This window comes from Rhizobium sp. 01L410 (genome assembly GCF_056400165.1).
Genome location: NZ_JBFTST010000007.1, coordinates 263,633 through 281,606 on the forward strand (window position 1 = coordinate 263,633; position 17,974 = coordinate 281,606).

The 17,974-nt window shown below is 61.5% G+C and carries 15 protein-coding genes and 1 pseudogene; 11 read left to right on the forward strand and 5 right to left on the reverse strand.

All coding sequences use genetic code 11. From position 1 onward, the window contains the following. The first annotated feature begins 59 nt into the window (after positions 1-59). The gene (locus tag AC1DV9_RS17590) at positions 60-1,715 is read left to right on the forward strand and encodes a DEAD/DEAH box helicase (RefSeq protein WP_477949416.1); all 1,656 of its coding nucleotides are present in this window, start codon (positions 60-62) and stop codon (positions 1,713-1,715) included. 261 nt (positions 1,716-1,976) lie between these two features. Beyond that, complete coding sequence (locus AC1DV9_RS17595) at positions 1,977-3,761, forward strand: B12-binding domain-containing radical SAM protein (protein ID WP_477949418.1); 1,785 nt, start codon at positions 1,977-1,979, stop codon at positions 3,759-3,761. On the opposite strand, the pseudogene AC1DV9_RS17600 reads toward AC1DV9_RS17595, so the two are convergent. After that, positions 3,762-4,648: pseudogene (locus AC1DV9_RS17600) on the reverse strand (DMT family transporter). Positions 4,649-4,819: 171 nt separating this feature from the next. Then, the gene (gene iolG / locus AC1DV9_RS17605) at positions 4,820-5,812 is read right to left on the reverse strand and encodes an inositol 2-dehydrogenase (RefSeq protein ID WP_112390249.1); all 993 of its coding nucleotides are present in this window, start codon (positions 5,810-5,812) and stop codon (positions 4,820-4,822) included. Positions 5,813-5,966: 154 nt separating this feature from the next. Here iolG and AC1DV9_RS17610 point away from each other — a divergent pair, with 154 nt between their 5' ends. After that, positions 5,967-6,212, forward strand: coding sequence for a hypothetical protein (locus AC1DV9_RS17610; protein ID WP_477949525.1), 246 nt, complete (start codon positions 5,967-5,969; stop codon positions 6,210-6,212). Here AC1DV9_RS17610 and AC1DV9_RS17615 read toward each other — a convergent pair whose 3' ends face one another. Beyond that, a complete protein-coding gene (locus AC1DV9_RS17615; protein ID WP_477949420.1) occupies positions 6,213-6,716 on the reverse strand; it encodes a hypothetical protein in 504 nt (167 codons plus the stop codon). A 59-nt stretch (positions 6,717-6,775) separates the two neighbouring features. Then, positions 6,776-7,780 carry a LysR family transcriptional regulator gene (locus AC1DV9_RS17620; protein WP_477949422.1) on the reverse strand — a complete coding sequence of 335 codons (1,005 nt, stop codon included), beginning with the start codon at positions 7,778-7,780 and terminating at the stop codon, positions 6,776-6,778. 273 nt (positions 7,781-8,053) lie between these two features. Between AC1DV9_RS17620 and chvE the strand changes: the two genes are divergently transcribed. The 8 genes from chvE (at position 8,054) to AC1DV9_RS17660 (ending at position 17,126) form a co-directional block, all read left to right on the forward strand. After that, entirely contained in the window at positions 8,054-9,118 is a 1,065-nt protein-coding gene (gene chvE / locus AC1DV9_RS17625) for a multiple monosaccharide ABC transporter substrate-binding protein (protein WP_112515571.1), read from the forward strand. A 97-nt stretch (positions 9,119-9,215) separates the two neighbouring features. Further along, on the forward strand, positions 9,216-10,754 hold the full coding sequence (gene mmsA, locus AC1DV9_RS17630) for a multiple monosaccharide ABC transporter ATP-binding protein (protein WP_477949424.1): 1,539 nt from the start codon (positions 9,216-9,218) through the stop codon (positions 10,752-10,754). Beyond that, positions 10,751-11,956: a multiple monosaccharide ABC transporter permease gene (gene mmsB / locus AC1DV9_RS17635; RefSeq protein ID WP_477949426.1), complete on the forward strand. Its 1,206-nt coding sequence runs from the start codon at positions 10,751-10,753 to the stop codon at positions 11,954-11,956. Before mmsA ends, mmsB begins: the two co-directional genes overlap by 4 nt. A 113-nt stretch (positions 11,957-12,069) precedes the next feature. Next, on the forward strand, positions 12,070-13,065 hold the full coding sequence (gene araD1 / locus AC1DV9_RS17640; protein ID WP_477949428.1) for an AraD1 family protein: 996 nt from the start codon (positions 12,070-12,072) through the stop codon (positions 13,063-13,065). Positions 13,066-13,134: 69 nt separating this feature from the next. Beyond that, positions 13,135-14,568, forward strand: coding sequence for an aldehyde dehydrogenase family protein (locus AC1DV9_RS17645; RefSeq protein ID WP_477949430.1), 1,434 nt, complete (start codon positions 13,135-13,137; stop codon positions 14,566-14,568). Between the two features lie 60 nt (positions 14,569-14,628). Next, positions 14,629-16,368: an L-arabinonate dehydratase gene (gene araD / locus AC1DV9_RS17650; RefSeq protein ID WP_477949432.1), complete on the forward strand. Its 1,740-nt coding sequence runs from the start codon at positions 14,629-14,631 to the stop codon at positions 16,366-16,368. A gap of 111 nt (positions 16,369-16,479) precedes the next feature. Next, entirely contained in the window at positions 16,480-16,719 is a 240-nt protein-coding gene (locus AC1DV9_RS17655) for a type II toxin-antitoxin system Phd/YefM family antitoxin (protein ID WP_477940465.1), read from the forward strand. Beyond that, a complete protein-coding gene (locus AC1DV9_RS17660; protein WP_477949434.1) occupies positions 16,716-17,126 on the forward strand; it encodes a type II toxin-antitoxin system VapC family toxin in 411 nt (136 codons plus the stop codon). The genes AC1DV9_RS17655 and AC1DV9_RS17660 overlap by 4 nt, the downstream gene beginning before the upstream one ends. Positions 17,127-17,141: 15 nt before the next feature. Here the strand turns inward: AC1DV9_RS17660 and AC1DV9_RS17665 are convergent, their stop codons facing one another. Continuing rightward, entirely contained in the window at positions 17,142-17,966 is an 825-nt protein-coding gene (locus AC1DV9_RS17665; protein ID WP_477949436.1) for a transglutaminase family protein, read from the reverse strand. Between the last annotated feature and the right edge of the window lie 8 nt (positions 17,967-17,974).

Here is a 17,974-nt window from a genome sequence, read left to right on the forward strand (position 1 = left end):
CCGGGCCGCATTCCGCGCTCCGGCGATTTGGTTTTGGCGCGCCCTGAAAAGGTTATGACTTGACCAATTTTGAATCGCTTGGTGTCTCCAAGCCGATCGTCGCCACTCTTTTCCAGCTCGGCATCGAAAGGCCGACCCCCATCCAGGAAAAGGCGATCCCTCTGCTCATCCAGGGCCGTGACCTCATCGGTCTAGCCCAGACCGGCACCGGCAAGACCGCTGCCTTCGGCCTGCCGCTCATCGAAAAGCTGATCCCCGAAGAGCGCCGCCCCGACAACCGCACGACCCGCACGCTGATCCTGGCGCCGACCCGCGAACTGGTGAACCAGATCGCCGTCAACCTGAAGAACTTCCTGCGCAAGTCGCATCTGCGCATCAACGTCGTCGTCGGCGGCGTGTCGATCAACAAGCAGCAGCTGCAGCTTGAAAAGGGCACCGACATTCTCGTCGCAACCCCAGGCCGCCTGCTCGACCTCGTCAACCGCCGTGCCATCGGCCTGACCGCCGTGCGCTACCTTGTTCTCGACGAAGCCGACCAGATGCTCGACCTGGGCTTCGTGCATGACCTGCGCAAGATCTCCAAGATGGTGCCGAAGAAGCGCCAGACCATGCTGTTTTCGGCCACCATGCCGAAGGCGATTGCCGATCTCGCCGCCGACTTCCTGACAGATCCGGTTACCGTCGAAGTCACGCCTCCGGGCAAGGCTGCCGACAAGGTCGAGCAGTACGTCCACTTCGTCAACGGCAAGAACGACAAGACCGACCTCTTGAAGAAGTCGCTGACGGAGAACCCGGATGGCCGCGCCATCGTTTTCCTGCGCACCAAGCATGGTGCCGAGAAGCTGATGAAGCATCTCGATTCCGTCGGCTACTCGGTCGCCTCGATCCATGGCAACAAGAGCCAGGGCCAGCGCGAGCGCGCCCTCAAGTCCTTCAAGGACGGCGATATCAAGACGCTGATCGCCACCGACGTTGCCGCCCGCGGCATCGACATTCCGGCTGTCAGCCACGTCTACAACTACGACCTGCCTGAAGTCGCCGAAGCCTATGTCCACCGCATCGGCCGTACGGCCCGTGCCGGCCGTGACGGTATCGCGATCGCCTTCTGCGCCCCAGATGAAGCCCGCCTGCTCCGCGACATCGAGAAGCTGATGAACATCAGCATCACCGTTGCCAGCGGCGAAGCGCCGGCCGACATGCGCGCCGCCCCGCGCCGTGCAAACGGCAACGGCAATGGCAACAACCGCAATCGCGGTGGCGAGCGTCAGGCCCGTGGCGGCGAAGGCCGCAGCGAGCAGCCCCGTGGCGAAAACCGCGGCAACCGTCCGCAGCGCCCGCGCCGCGAAGGTGAAGGTGGCGAGGTTCGTGCCGGTGGCGAGGAGCGCCGCGAGCGCCGTCCCCGTCCCGAGCGCCAGACCCAGCGCAACGAGGACTTCCGTGGCCAGCGCCGCGGCGAAGTCGCTCCGGACCTCGGCCCGGACAACGATCTCGCAACGACGTCGGATTTCCGCCCTGCCGCCAAGAAGCCGCAGCGCCCCCATCATGGCGGTGGCGAAAACCGCCATCATCCGGGCGGCGCCCGCAATGCCCACGGCCGTCCAGCCCGCAAGCATGGCGAAGGCCAGCAGGCCCAGGGCGAGCGCAAGGATGGCTCCGGCGGCATTCGCCGCAAGGGCCCGCGCAACGGCGGTGGCCAGCGCCGCGAACAGGCCTGAGCGTCTGTCCGAATACTGAATTCACGAAGAGGCCGGTATATTCCGGCCTCTTTTTGTTTTAAAACATAGGAGACGGCTTACATCCGGATAAGCGGCCTTGAAGCGCCGTGAACCGGTCACATGTGAAAAACGACATTGCAATCTGCATGCGAGACGCCGGGATCGTCATCCAAGCAGTATTGTTGGGCGCAGGCTCCGGACAGGAGCGGGCGCCGTTAACTGTGTTTATTTTCAAGTCCATTGGATTAAGTGAGATAGCCAGTGTCATTGCCTTCGAGATCGAGCGCGCGCCGCTTCCAGTTCATCCTGATCAAACCGTCGCACTATGACGACGACGGTTACGTGATCCGCTGGTGGCGGGCGATGATCCCTTCCAATTCGCTGGCCGCGCTTTACGGCATCGCCGCCGACTGCGCCGAACGCGAGGTGCTAGGCCCCGGTGTCGGCATCGATATCAAGGTGATCGACGAGACCAACACCCGGGTCAATATTCCCGAACTCATGTCACTGCTTGCCCGCAACGGCAATTTCGGCATGGTCGGCCTCATCGGCGTGCAGTCCAACCAGTATCCCCGCGCCCTCGATATCGCCCGCCCCTTCCGGGCTGCCGGCATTCCTGTGTCGATGGGCGGTTTCCATGTCTCCGGCTGTCTGTCGATGCTCGACGGCAAGGCCGTGGAACTCGACGCCTGCCGCGAGATGGGCATCTCGATGTTTGCCGGTGAAGCCGAAGGGCGCCTCGACAAGGTGCTGCAGGACGCAGCCTATGGCCAGCTGGAACCCGTCTACAATTTCATGAACGATCTGCCGGGCATCGGCGGCACGCCCGTCCCTTTCCTTCGCAAAGAAAACATCCAGCATACACTCGGCCTCTCCAGCAGCTTCGATGCCGGACGCGGCTGTCCCTACCAGTGCTCGTTCTGCACGATCATCAATGTCCAGGGCCGCAAGTCGCGCTTCCGCTCGGCCGACGACATCGAAAAGCTGGTCCGGATGAACTGGGCGCAGGGCATCCACAAATTCTTCATCACCGACGACAACTTCGCCCGCAACCGCGACTGGGAAGCGATCTTCGACCGGCTGATCGAACTGAGGGAGAAGGACGGCATTCCGCTCGGCCTGATGATCCAAGTCGATACGCTCTGCCACAAGATCCCGAACTTCATCGAGAAATCGAAGCGCGCCGGCGTCACCCGCGTCTTCATCGGCCTCGAAAACGTCAACCCCGACAATCTGACGGCGGCCAAGAAGAACCAGAACAAGATCACCGAATACCGCAAGATGCTGCTCGCCTGGAAGGCGCAGGGCATCATGACGCTGGCCGGCTACATCTTGGGCTTCCCGGCCGATACGCCCGAAAGCATCCGCCGCGACATCCAGATCATCCAGCACGAACTTCCGCTTGATGTCATCGAGTTCTTCGTGCTGACACCCCTGCCGGGTTCAGAGGACCATCAGACGCTATGGCGCAAGGGCGTCGAGATGGATAGTGACCTCAACACCTACGACGTCGAGCATGTCTGCACCGCCCATGACAAGATGAGCCGCGAGGAGTGGGAAACCGTCTACCGCGAGGCTTGGTCGCTCTATTACTCGCCCGAGCATGTGAAGACGCTGCTGCGCCGCGCGGTAGCAACAGGCGTGCCGCTCGCCAGCCTCGTCAAGGTCCTCGTCTCCTTCGCAACGACGGTCCCGCTCGAAAACGTCCATCCGCTGCAGAGCGGCTTGCTGCGCCTGAAGCATCCCTCGGAATTGCGCCCCGGCCTGAAGCCGGTTCATCCGCTGCTCTTCTGGCCGCGTTTTGCGTGGGAAACCTTCAGCAAGCATATGAAGCTTGCCCGCGTCATCGTGAAGATGAGCTACGCCGCCTTCAAGATCGCCAGGGATCCAGCCTCGAAGACCTACATGGACCAGGCGCTGACACCGGTCGAGGATAACGAGGAAGAGCGTCTCGAGCTCTTCACCAAGACCTCGGGCGGCACCGCTGCCGTCACCCACGTCCGCAAGATCGCCAAGCTCACCCACGCGGCTCCGGCCGCCGAGTGATCAGGCCTCAATCGTCTGCACGCTCTTTCGATTGGTCAGATAGACACCAGTGACAACAACGACAGTCCCGAGGATGAGCGGCAGTGTCAGCGGCTCGCCGAAGGCGATAAAGGCCTCGATCGCCACCGTCGGCGGCATCAGGTAGATCAGCGACGCTGCGCGTGACACCTGACCGCGGCGGATCAGGTAGAGCAACAGGCCAATGCCGCCCATCGACAGACCGAAGACCGACCAGGCCAGCGCCGCGAAGGCTTCGGCGGTGCCGTCGAAATGCAGGCTTTCGAAGGCGAGCGCCAGCGGCACTGTGATGATGAGCGCGCCGAGATATTGCAGTGTCGCGATGGTCTTCAGGTCGCCGCTGTGGAGATGCTTCTTCTGATAGATCGTTCCGTAGGTGACCGAGGCCATGCCGATCAGGTTGATCGTCAGCGGCACCGCCGCATCAGATCGGCGGTCGCCGGTTCGAGAAGCTTGGGCGACACGGCAATGATGATGCCGAGGAAACCGAGCGCCAGGCCGAGCTTCTGCGCCAGTTGCAGACGCTCACCGATCAGGAAGGGTGCGGCCATCGCCGTCAGCAGCGGCTGCATGGCGGCAATCACGCCAGAGATGCCGGCCGGTACGCCATTGGCGATCGCCCACCATATGGCGGCAAGATAAAAGCCGTGCAGGAAAAATCCGGAATAGATCGCCCGCCAGATGGTTGCGCGGTCGGGCCACTTCGCCTTCAGCACCAGACAGAGCGCCAGGAAGGCGAGCGCCGACAGCGTGTAGCGCATGACGAGAAACGTGAACGGCTCCGAATGCATCGCCGCATATTTCGCCACGACCCAGCCGGTCGACCAGAGAAGCACGAAGATGGCGGGAGCGAAGCGGTCGAGGGTCATGATGCGGCTCGGGGCAAGAGCAAGAATATCCCCGGCTGATAGCCTCCCCGCTCCGCTGCGTCAAAGGCGAAACGTTGATGCTAAATTCAAATCCGGCTGATGCCCAGAAACCGAAATGGCCGGGCGATTGCCCGGCCATCTCATGGTCAGCTTTCGGTCGGGAGAAGGCCGTCAGCCGATCTTGATGAGCTTGCCTTCCTTGACGGACTGGACCGCGGCATCGGCAAGCGCCAGCGCTGCCAGGCCATCGGCACCCGAAGGCGCAATCTTGCTGCCCTTTTCGATCGCGGCGATGAAGCTGGCGATCTCGTTGGCATAGGCTTCGGTGTAGCGGGTCATGAAGAAGTCGTGCAGCGGCGGGCGGGTATAGCCGTCGCCATTGGCGACCTCGATCGAAACGGGACGCTGGTTTTCCGCAGCGACCATGCCCTTCGAACCATGCACTTCGATGCGCTGGTCGTAGCCATAGGTGGCGCGACGCGAGTTGGAGATCATCGCCTGCTTGCCGGATTTCGTCTGCAACAGAACCGAAACGCTGTCGTAGTCGCCAGCTTCGCCGATCGCCTTATCGACGAGAACGGCAGCCGTTGCGAAGACCGAGACCGGCTCTTCGCCGAGCAGGAAGCGCGCCATGTCGAAGTCATGGATCGTCATGTCGCGGAAGATGCCGCCCGAACGCTTGATGTAGTCGACCGGCGGCGCGCCGGGATCACGCGAGGTGATCGTCACCATCTCGACATCGCCGATGCGGCCATCGTCGATCGTCTTGCGAACGGCCATGAAATGCGGGTCGAAGCGCCGGTTGAAGCCAACCATCAGCTTGCCCTTGTTCTCTTCCACGACCTTCATGCAGGCCCGGACGCGGCCGACATCGAGATCGATCGGCTTTTCGCAGAAGATCGCCTTCCCGGCGCGCGCGAAGCGCTCGATCAGATCGGCATGCGTATCCGTCGGCGTGCAGATGACGACGGCATCGATATCCTTGGCGGCTTCGATCGCCTCGATCGTGCGCACTTCGCAGCCATAGGCCGAAGCGATGGCGTCTGCTGCCTGCGGAAATGCATCGGCGACGGCGACGAGCTTGGCATTCGCATCGCCGCTTACGGCCTTGGCATGCACCTTGCCAATACGGCCGGCACCGAGAAGACCAAATCTGACAGTCATGAGAACCTCCCTGAGAATTCGGAACAAATGGACCGAATTGCAATATTTCTGGAATTTTCATTCCATTTTCTGTGCGAGCCGTCAAGCCCGCCACCCTTTCACATTTGTGAAATCCATCCTAAAGACAAGTGATGGAAATATGACCGGGGAACTTATGCAGCTGATTGATCCAACCCATCCCGCCTATCGCAACGTCTGGGTACGTGCGCTCATCGTTGCAGTCTGCCTTGGCTGGGCGGGTGTGGAATTTTTCGGCGGCGATCCCTTCTGGGGCGTGCTGTCGGGTGCCGCGGGTATCTACGCCTTCTATATGCTGTTCTGGACCTTCAAGCCGCAGCCGCCTGCAGAAGAGAAGACGGCAACTGCGGAGCCCGTCGCCGAAGACAAAGATCCGGAGTGATCAGCGGCTGAGGCGGCGCACCGCTTCATCGATCAGAAGATTCGCCAGTGTCATGCGCCGCGTCGCGTTGTCGCGGAACTGCGGCAGCACGCGATCGGGATGATTGGCCTTGGCAAAGGCGCGGCGCTTTTCGCCGAGCGACTGCACCGTATCCGTCGATGAGATCGCCAGCTCCGCCGCAATGTCGGCCGGGGCGATGCGAGACAGATGTTCGGGCATGACGGGTTCCGGCTCAGGCTCCGGTGCGGGTTCAGGCTCGGGCACGGCCACAGGCGTTTCCGGCGCGGGTGGTGGCGCTTCGAATTCGAGATTGTCGAAATAGCCCTGGCCGGGCTTCTGCTCCCCCGCTGTCGACACCCCTTCCATCACATCGAAGGCAAGACCGGTCGCGAAGCCGCGAACGCGATATGCCGCGGGCTGATCGCCAGCCTCGTCGTCTTCCTCGCCTTCTTCCGCCTTCAGGCGCTCCAGAACCGACTGGAACACCGATTGTCCGAACAGCATGTCGCCTTCCCGTTTCGAAGGGCGCAGTCTCGCGTCCCAACATGGCGCCGGGCTTGCGGCTATGGAGACAGCGCCATCGCCTCCTCGAGGATCAGGTCGTACAGCAGCCGCGCGCTCGGCGGCAGCGCCCGCTCTCGCGCCGTGATCAGGCTGTAAGGCTTCACGTTGATCTCGAATTCGGTCGGCAGGATGCGCACGTCAGCGGCCTGCGAATTCTGGCTCGCCAGGAACTGCGCGACGTCGATCGCCACCGGCGCGATCGCATCGGTCTTGCAGACGATGGCGCAGGTCAGAAGCAGCGACGAGGTGTTGACGATATTTCCGGGCACCGGAACACCCGCGCCCAGGAAGATGTCCTCGACCGTACGGCGCAGCAGCGTACCCGGCGGCTGGAACACCCAGTCATAGTCGCTGAGGTCGGACAGGCTGCTCGGGCCGCCCTGCAACAGCGGATGGCCGCTGCGCACGATCAGGCAGGCCTTCTCGATGCCGATCTCGCGCACCTCGAAAAGCCGCGGATTGAGATCGTCGGGGATGCGGCTGATGATGAAGTCGTGCCGCGCCGCCAGGAGCTCGCGCGCCAGCACGTTGCTGGTCTCCACCTGGATGTTGACTTCGATCCCCGGGAAGCTCTTACGCACCTTGTCGATGGCCGGAACGACGAGGCTCATTGCCGGCGCCGTGACCGCGCCGATGAACACCGAGCCGCCCTTCCCGCTCTTCAGTTCGGCGATCTCCCGGCCCGCCTCGCGCAGCTCCAGCAGGATCTTGCGTGCACGTCTGGCGAGTGCTTCTCCGAAGGTTGTCAGTACCACGCCGCGTGCCACCCGCTCGTAGAGCGCGGTCTTCAGGATTGATTCCATTTCGGACAGCATCCGCGATGCGGCGGGCTGCGAGATGGCGAGCGTCTCCGCGGCGGCGGAAATCTGGCCGCTATCTTCGATTGCGACGATCATACGCAGGTGATTCAGCTTTAAACCCGCACGCAGAAAGGCATCGTCGGCAAAATTATCGCTGTGGATATCGACGTGATCCAGCGAAAGTGGCTCGGAAATGATCGGCATGGTTGCGGCCTCCCCTCCGCCTTCCATTAAAAGTAATACTTTTTAACGATATACCAAATTTGTTATGCACTTTACCACTTATTCTATTTGACAGTTATAGGATTCCGTACGAGTTTGCCGCCGTGTGCTGGTTGGCACTCAACACGTGTGAGATCGTGGAGGAGACCTACTTCGTTTCTCACCATCTGAAGTAACTATCCGATCTACGGAACCTGCCACAGTTTCGTGGTGGGCGATTTTTCGTCCGCCGATCTATTAACAAGGGAGAGAGAAATGAAATCCATTATCTCATTGATGGCTGCGGCTGCCTTCGGCGTCGCTTCGTTCGTTGTGCCGGCAATGGCAGCTGACAAGGGCCTCGTTGGCATCGCAATGCCGACCAAGTCTTCGGCTCGCTGGATCGACGACGGCAACAACATCGTCAAGCAGCTCACGGACGCCGGTTACCAGACCGACCTCCAGTACGCTGACGACGATATTCCGAACCAGCTTTCGCAGATCGAAAACATGGTCACCAAGGGTGCCAAGGTTCTCGTTATCGCTTCGATCGACGGCACGACCCTTTCGGACGTTCTCCAGAAGGCTCATGACGCCGGCATCAAGGTCATCGCTTATGACCGCCTGATCCGCGATTCCGGCAACGTTGACTACTACGCAACGTTCGACAACTTCCAGGTTGGCGTTCTCCAGGCTGGCACGATCGTCGACAAGCTCGGCCTCAAGGACGGCAAGGGCCCGTTCAACATCGAACTCTTCGGCGGTTCGCCGGACGACAACAACGCCTTCTTCTTCTATGACGGCGCAATGTCGGTTCTTCAGCCTTATATCGACAGCGGCAAGCTCGTCGTAAAGTCCGGCCAGACCGGCATGGACAAGGTTGGCACGCTGCGTTGGGATCCGGCAACGGCCCAGGCTCGCATGGACAACCTGCTCTCGGCCAACTACACCGACGCCAAGGTCGACGCTGTTCTGTCGCCTTACGACGGTCTCTCCATCGGCATCATTTCGTCGCTGAAGGGCGTTGGCTACGGCACCCCGGACCAGCCGCTCCCGGTCGTTTCCGGCCAGGACTCGGAAGTTCCGTCGATCAAGTCGATCATCGCTGGCGAGCAGTATTCCTCGATCTTCAAGGATACCCGCGAACTCGCCAAGGTCACCGTTGCCATGGTTGATGCCGTCATGTCTGGCAAGGAGCCGGAAGTGAACGACACCAAGACCTACGACAATGGCGTCAAGGTCGTTCCGTCCTACCTGCTGAAGCCGGTAGCTGTCACCAAGGACAACTACAAGACCGTCCTGATCGACAGCGGTTACTACAAAGAAGACCAGCTGAAGTAATTTCAGAAGTCGGCCGGAACCCGCTTCATTGCGGGTTCCGGTCTTCGATTCTATGATCGCCTGGCAGTTTTTAGGTCACGGCGCTGGATTTTTGACTATGGACAATACAATCCTCGAAATGCGGAACATCACCAAGACGTTCCCGGGTGTCAAAGCGCTCGAGAATGTGAACCTCAAGGTTCGCCAGGGTGAAATCCACGCATTGGTCGGCGAAAACGGAGCCGGCAAGTCTACCCTCATGAAAGTTCTCTCCGGCGTATATCCGTCCGGAAGCTACGAGGGCGAAATCGTCTATGAAGGTGACGTCCGCAACTTCAAGGTCCTGAAGGACTCCGAAGAGATCGGCATCGTCATCATCCATCAGGAGCTGGCCCTGGTGCCGCTGCTCTCGATCGGCGAAAACATCTTCCTCGGCAACGAGAACGCCAAGAACGGCGTCATCAGCTGGCAGGAAACCTTCAATCGCACGCGCCAGCTGCTCGCCAAGGTGGGCCTGCGCGAATCCCCTGATACGCTGGTGACCGATATCGGCGTCGGCAAGCAGCAGCTCGTTGAAATCGCCAAGGCGCTGTCGAAGAGCGTCAAGCTGCTGATCCTCGACGAACCGACGGCATCGCTGAACGAAAGCGATTCCGACGCGCTTCTCAATCTGCTGATCGAGTTCCGCAATCAGGGCATCACCTCGATCATCATCTCGCACAAGCTGAACGAGATCCGCAAAGTCGCGGACCACATCACGGTCCTGCGCGACGGCATGACCGTCAAGACGCTCGACTGTCACGCCGACGAAGTCAGCGAAGACATCATCATCCGCAACATGGTGGGCCGCGATCTCGAAGACCGCTATCCGCCGCGCTCGGTGCCGATCGGCGAAACCATTCTCGAAGTGAAGAACTGGAACGCCTATCACCAGCACCACCGCGACCGCCAGGTGCTGCACGACATCAACATCAACGTCCGCAAGGGCGAAGTCGTCGGCATTGCCGGCCTGATGGGTGCCGGACGCACCGAGTTCGCCATGAGCGTCTTCGGCAAGGCCTACGGCCACAAGATCACCGGCGACGTTCTGATGCACGGCAAGCCCGTCGACGTCAGCACCGTCCGCAAGGCGATCGACGCGGGCCTCGCCTACGTCACCGAAGACCGCAAGCATCTCGGCCTGGTGCTGAACGACAGCATCCTGCACAACACCTCGCTTGCCAACCTCGCCGGCATTTCCAACAACACGATCATCGACGACATCAAGGAAAGCAGGGTCGCGACCGACTACCGGTCGAAGCTGCGCATCCGCTCGTCGGGCATCTTCCAGGAAACGGTCAATCTCTCGGGCGGCAACCAGCAGAAGGTTGTTCTCTCCAAGTGGCTGTTCTCCGATCCCGATGTTTTGATCCTGGACGAGCCGACCCGCGGTATCGACGTGGGTGCGAAATATGAAATCTATACTATCATCAACCAGCTTGCCGCCGACGGTAAAGGCGTTCTGATGATCTCATCGGAAATGCCCGAGCTTCTCGGTACGTGCGACCGTATCTACGTCATGAACGAAGGACGGATCGTCGCGGAACTGCCGAAGGGAGAAGCGAGCCAGGAAACCATCATGCGCGCTATCATGCGCTCAGGGGAGAAGAAACAATGACTCCGGTCAACCCAACAACCGAGGAAAGCAACGTCGTTTCCGTTGTTGACTACATCCGCGGCAACATTCGCGAATACGGCATGCTGATTGCGCTGGTCGCGATCATGCTGTTCTTCCAGATCTATACCGGCGGCATCCTGTTCCGCCCGGTCAATCTGACCAACCTCGTTCTCCAGAACTCCTTCATCGTCATCATGGCGCTCGGCATGCTGCTGGTCATCGTGGCGGGTCATATCGACCTCTCGGTCGGCTCGATCGTCGCCCTTGTCGGCGCGATAGCGGCGATCCTGACGGTGACGCTCGGCGTGAACTTCTGGCTGGCCGGCGTGATCTGTATCCTCGTCGGCGCGCTGATCGGCGCGGCACAGGGCTATTTCATCGCCTATCACCGCATCCCGTCCTTCATCGTCACGCTGGCAGGCATGCTCGTCTTCCGCGGCCTGACACTGACGGTTCTCGGCGGCAAGAACATCGGCCCCTTCCCGAAGGAATTCCAGGTCATCAGCACCGGCTTCCTGCCGGGCGACATGATCGACATCGCCGGCATCCCGGTCCAGTCGACCTCGCTCATCCTGACGCTGATCATCCCGGCCGTTCTCTTCTACCTCGCCTGGCGCCGCCGCAAGGTCAATGAAAGCCACGGCATCGATGTCGAGCCCTTCGGCTTCTTCATCGGCCAGAACGCTATCGTGACCCTGGCGATCATCGCGCTCGGCTGGCAGCTCTCGACCTATCGCGGTCTGCCGAACGTCCTCGTCGTCATGCTGGTGCTGATCGCGGTCTACACCTTCGTCACCCGCCGCACCACGATCGGCCGCCGCGTCTACGCCATGGGCGGCAACGAGAAGGCCACCAAGCTTTCCGGTATCAACACCGAGCGCCTGAGCTTCTACACCTTCGTCAACATGGGTGCGCTTGCAGGTCTCGCGGGCATCATCGTCGCGCTCCGCCTGAACTCGGCAACGCCGAAGGCCGGCGTCGGCTTCGAACTCGACGTCATCGCGGCCTGCTTCATCGGCGGTGCATCCGCATCCGGCGGCGTTGGCAAGATCACCGGTGCTGTCATCGGCGCCTTCATCATGGGCGTCATGAACAACGGCATGTCGATCATCGGCCTCGGCATCGACTACCAGCAGATGGTCAAGGGCGCAGTCCTTTTGGCCGCCGTCTTCTTCGACGTGTATAACAAGAATAAGGGCTGAGCGCTCCGGCGCCGGCTCCATGCATTCGCAGTCATGAAAACGAATAGTTCCGGCTCCCCAGGGAGCCGGACGGGCGGAGCATTATCCGCAGCTACCCAAAGAGGATGAAGACCGTGCTCATTTCGCAGATCAAGGGTTCGAACGGAGAGATCATCGTCGCCGTGCGCGAGCCGGGCGGTGCAGCGAAAGCCGTGAAGAATGCAGGCAGCGTCTATGCGCTGGCGATGGAAGCGGCAAACGCCGGCAAGTCCCTCGTCTCGGTCATCGAGGCGCATGGCTTCGGCGATGCCGTCGATCTGGAGAAGGCGTACGCGGATGGCAGCTTCCTGCCGCCGATCACCCATCCCGACGCCGCCCACCTGCATCTGACCGGCACCGGCCTGACGCATCTGGGCTCGGCCGCAACCCGCGACAGCATGCACAAGAAGACCAGCGAAGCCGCTGAGGAAACCCTCACGGACTCGATGAAGATGTTCAAGATGGGCATCGAGAACGGCAAGCCGAAGGCCGGCGAAAAGGGCGTGCAGCCCGAGTGGTTCTACAAGGGCAACGGCTACGGCGCTGCGGCACCGGGCGCTCCCCTCGTCTCCCCCTCCTTCGCGCTCGATGGCGGCGAAGAGCCCGAAATGGCCGGCATCTACGTGATCTCGGCAGACGGCAGCCCGTTCCGCATCGGCTTTGCTCTGTCGAACGAATTTTCCGACCACGTCACCGAGCGGATCAACTACCTCTACCTCGCCCATTCCAAGCTGCGTCCGGCAAGCTTCGGCCCGGAAATCCGCATCGGCGTTGCCCCTGAGGACATCCGCGGCACCTCGCGCATCAAGCGCGGCGACAAGGTGATCTTCGAAAAGCCGTTCCTGTCGGGTGAAGCGAACATGTCGCACACCTTCGCGAACCTCGAATACCATCACTTCAAATACGGCCTGTTCCGCGTACCGGGCGACGTTCACGTCCACATGTTCGGCACGGCGACACTGTCCTTTGCCGACGGCATCAAGCCGGAAGCCGGCGACGTCTTCGAAATCGAAGTCGCGGAATTCGGCCTGCCGCTGAAGAACCCGTTGAAAATCGACGCCGAAGAAGAAATCGTCGTCAAGCAGCTCTAATTTCCCATGACCCGGCTGCCGCTACGGCCGGGTCATTTTTCATAAAAGGTAAAGGAGGCTCGCGAGCCCATGACCATTTATCAGAACCTGATCGCCGGCGAATGGGTCGGCACCAATGCGACGAAGAACATCAATCCGTCGGACACCAACGAAGTCGTCGGCCTCTACGCTGATGGCTCCGCCGAAGACACCAGGAACGCCATTGCCGCCGCCAAGGCCGCCTTCCCGGCCTGGTCGCGCTCCGGCATCTGGGAACGCCACGTCATCCTGAAGAAGACCGGCGACGAGATCATGGCCCGCAAGGACGAGCTCGGTGCGCTGCTTGCCCGCGAAGAAGGCAAGACCCTGCCGGAAGCCATCGGCGAAACCATCCGCGCCTCGCAGATCTTCGAATTCTTCGCAGGCGAAGTGCTGCGCCTTGCCGGCGAGATCGTTCCATCGGTACGTCCGAATATCGGCGTCGAGATCACCCGTGACCCGCTCGGCGTCATCGGCATCATCACCCCGTGGAACTTCCCGATCGCCATCCCGGCCTGGAAGATCGCCCCTGCCCTCTGCTACGGCAACACCATCGTCTTCAAGCCGGCCGAACTCGTTCCGGGCTGCTCCTGGGCGATCGTCGATATCCTGCACCGCGCAGGCCTGCCGAAGGGCGTGCTCAACCTCGTCATGGGCAAGGGCTCGGTCGTCGGCCAGGTCATGCTCGACAGCCCCGACGTTGCAGGCATCACCTTCACCGGCTCGACCGGCACCGGCAAGCGCGTCGCTGCCGCCTCCATCGAGCATAACCGCAAGTTCCAGCTGGAAATGGGCGGCAAGAACCCGATGGTCGTTCTCGACGATGCCGACCTGACGGTCGCCGTCGAAGCCGCCGCAAACTCCGGCTTTTTCTCGACCGGTCAGCGCTGCACCGCCTCGTCGCGCCTGATCGTCACCGAAGGCATTCACGACAAGTTCGTTGCCGCACTGACGGAAAAGCTGAAGACCATCGTCGTCGACAACGCTCTGAAGCCTGGCACCCATATCGGCCCTGTCGTCGATGAGCGCCAGCTGAAGACCGACACCGACTACATCGAGATCGGCAAGAAGGAAGGCGCCAAGCTTGCCTTCGGCGGCGAAACCATTACCCGCGAAACGCCCGGCTTCTATCTGCAGCCGACGCTCTTCACCGAAGCGACCAACCAGATGCGCATCTCGCGCGAAGAGATCTTCGGACCTGTCGTCTCCGTCATCCGCGTCAAGGATTACGAAGAAGCACTGGCAACCGCCAACGACACGCCCTTCGGCCTCTCGTCGGGCATCGCCACCACCAGCCTCAAGCATGCGACGCATTTCAAGCGCAATGCCGAAGCCGGCATGGTGATGGTCAACCTGCCGACCGCAGGCGTCGATTTCCACGTCCCGTTCGGCGGCCGCAAGGGCTCTTCCTACGGCCCGCGCGAGCAGGGCAAGTACGCCGCCGAATTCTACACAACCGTCAAGACCAGCTACACGCTGGCCTAAGACATCCATTGGCGTTCCGGGCCGTGCGAGGCGGTCCGGCGCCCTTGAAGGACAGAGACTATGTTCAAGAAAGCGGAATGGCCGCGCAAGCTTCGGTCGCAGGAATGGTACGGCGGCACCAGCCGTGACGTCATCTATCACCGCGGCTGGATGAAGAACCAGGGGCATCCCCACGACCTGTTCGACGGACGCCCGGTGATCGGCATCCTCAACACCTGGTCGGACATGACGCCGTGCAACGGTCATCTGCGCGAGCTCGCCGAAAAGGTGAAGGCCGGCGTCTGGGAAGCCGGCGGCTTCCCGATGGAAGTGCCAGTGTTCTCGGCCTCCGAAAACACCTTCCGCCCGACGGCGATGATGTACCGCAACCTTGCCGCACTCGCGGTCGAGGAAGCGATCCGCGGCCAGCCGATGGACGGCTGCGTGCTGATGGTCGGCTGCGACAAGACCACGCCGTCGCTGATCATGGGTGCTGCCTCCGTCGACCTGCCGTCGATCGTCGTCACCGGCGGTCCGATGCTGAACGGCTATTTCCGCGGCGAACGCGTCGGCTCCGGCACGCATCTCTGGAAATTCTCCGAAATGGTGAAGGCCGGCGAGATGACGCAGGCCGAGTTCCTCGAGGCCGAGGCCTCGATGAGCCGTTCGTCCGGCACCTGCAACACCATGGGGACCGCCTCGACCATGGCGTCGATGGCCGAAGCCCTTGGCATGGCTCTCTCCGGCAATGCCGCGATCCCCGGCGTCGATAGCCGCCGCAAGGTGATGGCGCAGCTCACCGGCCGCCGTATCGTGCAGATGGTCAAGGACGACCTGAAGCCCTCAGACATCATGACCAAGCAGGCCTTCGAAAACGCCATCCGCACCAACGCGGCCATCGGCGGCTCGACCAATGCCGTCATCCACCTTCTCGCCATGGCCGGCCGCGTCGGCATCGACCTGACGCTCGACGACTGGGATCGCTGTGGCCGTGACGTTCCGACGATCGTCAACCTGATGCCGTCGGGCAAGTACCTGATGGAAGAGTTCTTCTATGCCGGCGGCCTGCCCGTCGTGCTGAAGCGCCTCGGCGAAGCCGGTCTCCTCCACAAGGAAGCGCTGACCGTCTCCGGCGAAAGCATGTGGGATGAGGTCAAGGACGTCGTCAACTGGAACGAAGACGTCATCCTGCCGGCTGAAAAGGCGCTAACGCAGTCCGGCGGCATCGTCGTCGTGCGCGGCAACCTGGCGCCGAAGGGCGCCGTCCTGAAGCCATCCGCCGCCTCCCCGCACCTGATGGTCCACCGCGGCCGCGCCGTCGTCTTCGAAGACATCGACGACTACAAGGCGAAGATCAACGACGACAATCTCGACATCGACGAGACCTGCGTCATGGTCATGAAGAACTGTGGTCCGAAGGGCTATCCGGGCATGGCCGAAGTCGGCAACATGGGTCTGCCGCCGAAGGTGCTCAAGAAGGGCATCACCGACATGGTGCGCATCTCCGATGCTCGCATGTCCGGCACCGCCTACGGCACCGTCGTCCTGCACACCTCGCCGGAAGCTGCCGTCGGCGGCCCGCTGGCGGTCGTCAAGAACGGCGATTTCATCGAGCTCGACGTCCCGAACCGCCGCCTGCACCTCGACATTTCCGAAGAGGAACTGGCAAAGCGTCTCGCCGAATGGAAGCCGCACCACGACCTGCCGACCTCGGGTTACGCCTGGCTGCACCAGCAGCACGTTGAGGGCGCCGACACCGGCGCCGACCTCGACTTCCTCAAGGGATGTCGTGGCAGTGCTGTCGGCAAGGACAGCCACTGAACGGTACGAATATCAAATGCGAAAGGCGGCCTTCGGGCCGCCTTTTTTGTTTTTATTGAAGGCAAGGTTCTTTCTGACTATATTCATAGAAACCTGTACAGGAATATAGTCATGACAAAGACAATCGGTGCGGCGGCCTTCAAGGCGACGTGTCTCAATCTCATCGATACGATGGGAGAAGACGGCGAGGCCGTTGTCATTACCAAGCGCGGCAAGCCCGTCGCTCTGCTGTCGCCATTAAATGATCAAACCCCGGACAGTATCATCGGCGCACTGAAAGGCAGCGTCCAACACTATGACGATCCTTTCTCACCGGCACTCGATGCGAACGATTGGGACGCAGCTCGTTGATATTGCTCGATACGCATATCCTGGTATGGGCAATGAATGATGACGCGCGCCTTGGCGCCCGCTCCCGCGAAGCGCTCGACAAAAGCGCAAAGAGCGGCCGCGTCCTTGTGTCCGCGATCACCCCTTGGGAAATCGCGATGCTGGTCCAGAAAGGCCGCCTCACGCTCAGCAGCGACGTAGCGCAATGGATCGATGAGGCGCTTGCGCTTCCCGCCATCGAGCTCGCGCCGCTCCTACCGCAAATCGCCATCGATAGCACCCGCCTGCCCGGTGAATTTCACGCTGACCCAGCCGACCGTATCATCGTCGCAACAGCCAGATTTCACCGCATTCCGCTAGTCACGGCCGACCAAGCCATACTGGAATATGGCGAGCTAGGGCATGTCGACACGATTTCAGCGGGCTGAATAGCGGTCAGCCGGTCAGCTCTGGCTCTGGCTTTGCCCCTGCGCCTTATCTTCCACCTTCACCGTAACCGTCAGCGTCTCGCCCGGCATGCCGATGCGCATGCCCGATACGGGCGCCGCATCCCGGTAGCAGAGGCCAGACGCGGTGCGGACGTAGCGGGCGTCGGGGCAGATCTCGTTTGCCGGATCGAAGCCGACCCAGCCGAGCCCGGGGATATGCACCTCACCCCAGGCATGCGTCGCCGCCTGCTCGACCTTTTCTTCCATCATCAGATAGCCGGAGACATAGCGTGCAGGCACTTTGAGCGCGCGGGCGGCTGAGACGAAGATATGGGCGTGATCCTGGCAGACGCCGCTCTGCCGTTCCATCGCCTGCTCGGCGGTGGTTTCGCTGTCGCTGGTGCCCGGCTTGTACTCGACGGCCTCGTGGATCGCCGCCATCAGGGCGTGCATGCGGGCCAGTTCGTTGTCGCCGCTGACGCCCTTGATCAGCTCCTTGATCAGCCTGCCGGGCTTGGTACGCGGCGTATCGCGCAGAAACAGCCAGAGCGGGCAGAAGCCGGTATGCGGACCGGTGACGCCGTTGCGGTCATCGGTCTCGACCTCGCCTTCGGCAACGATCCGCGTCACCTTCTGCGCACCCTCCAGCGACACCAGATTAACGTGATTGCCGAACTGGTCGTCATACTCGACTTCGGGTGTGGCGCCCTCGACATTGAGCGACCAGTTGACGACGACCTGTCCGAAGCCGCTCGGCGGCGTCAGCCGCAGACGCTGCAGCGAGAACTGCGCCGGCTCGTCATAGCGGTATTCGGTGATGTGGCTGATCTTGAGTCTCATCTTTCCAT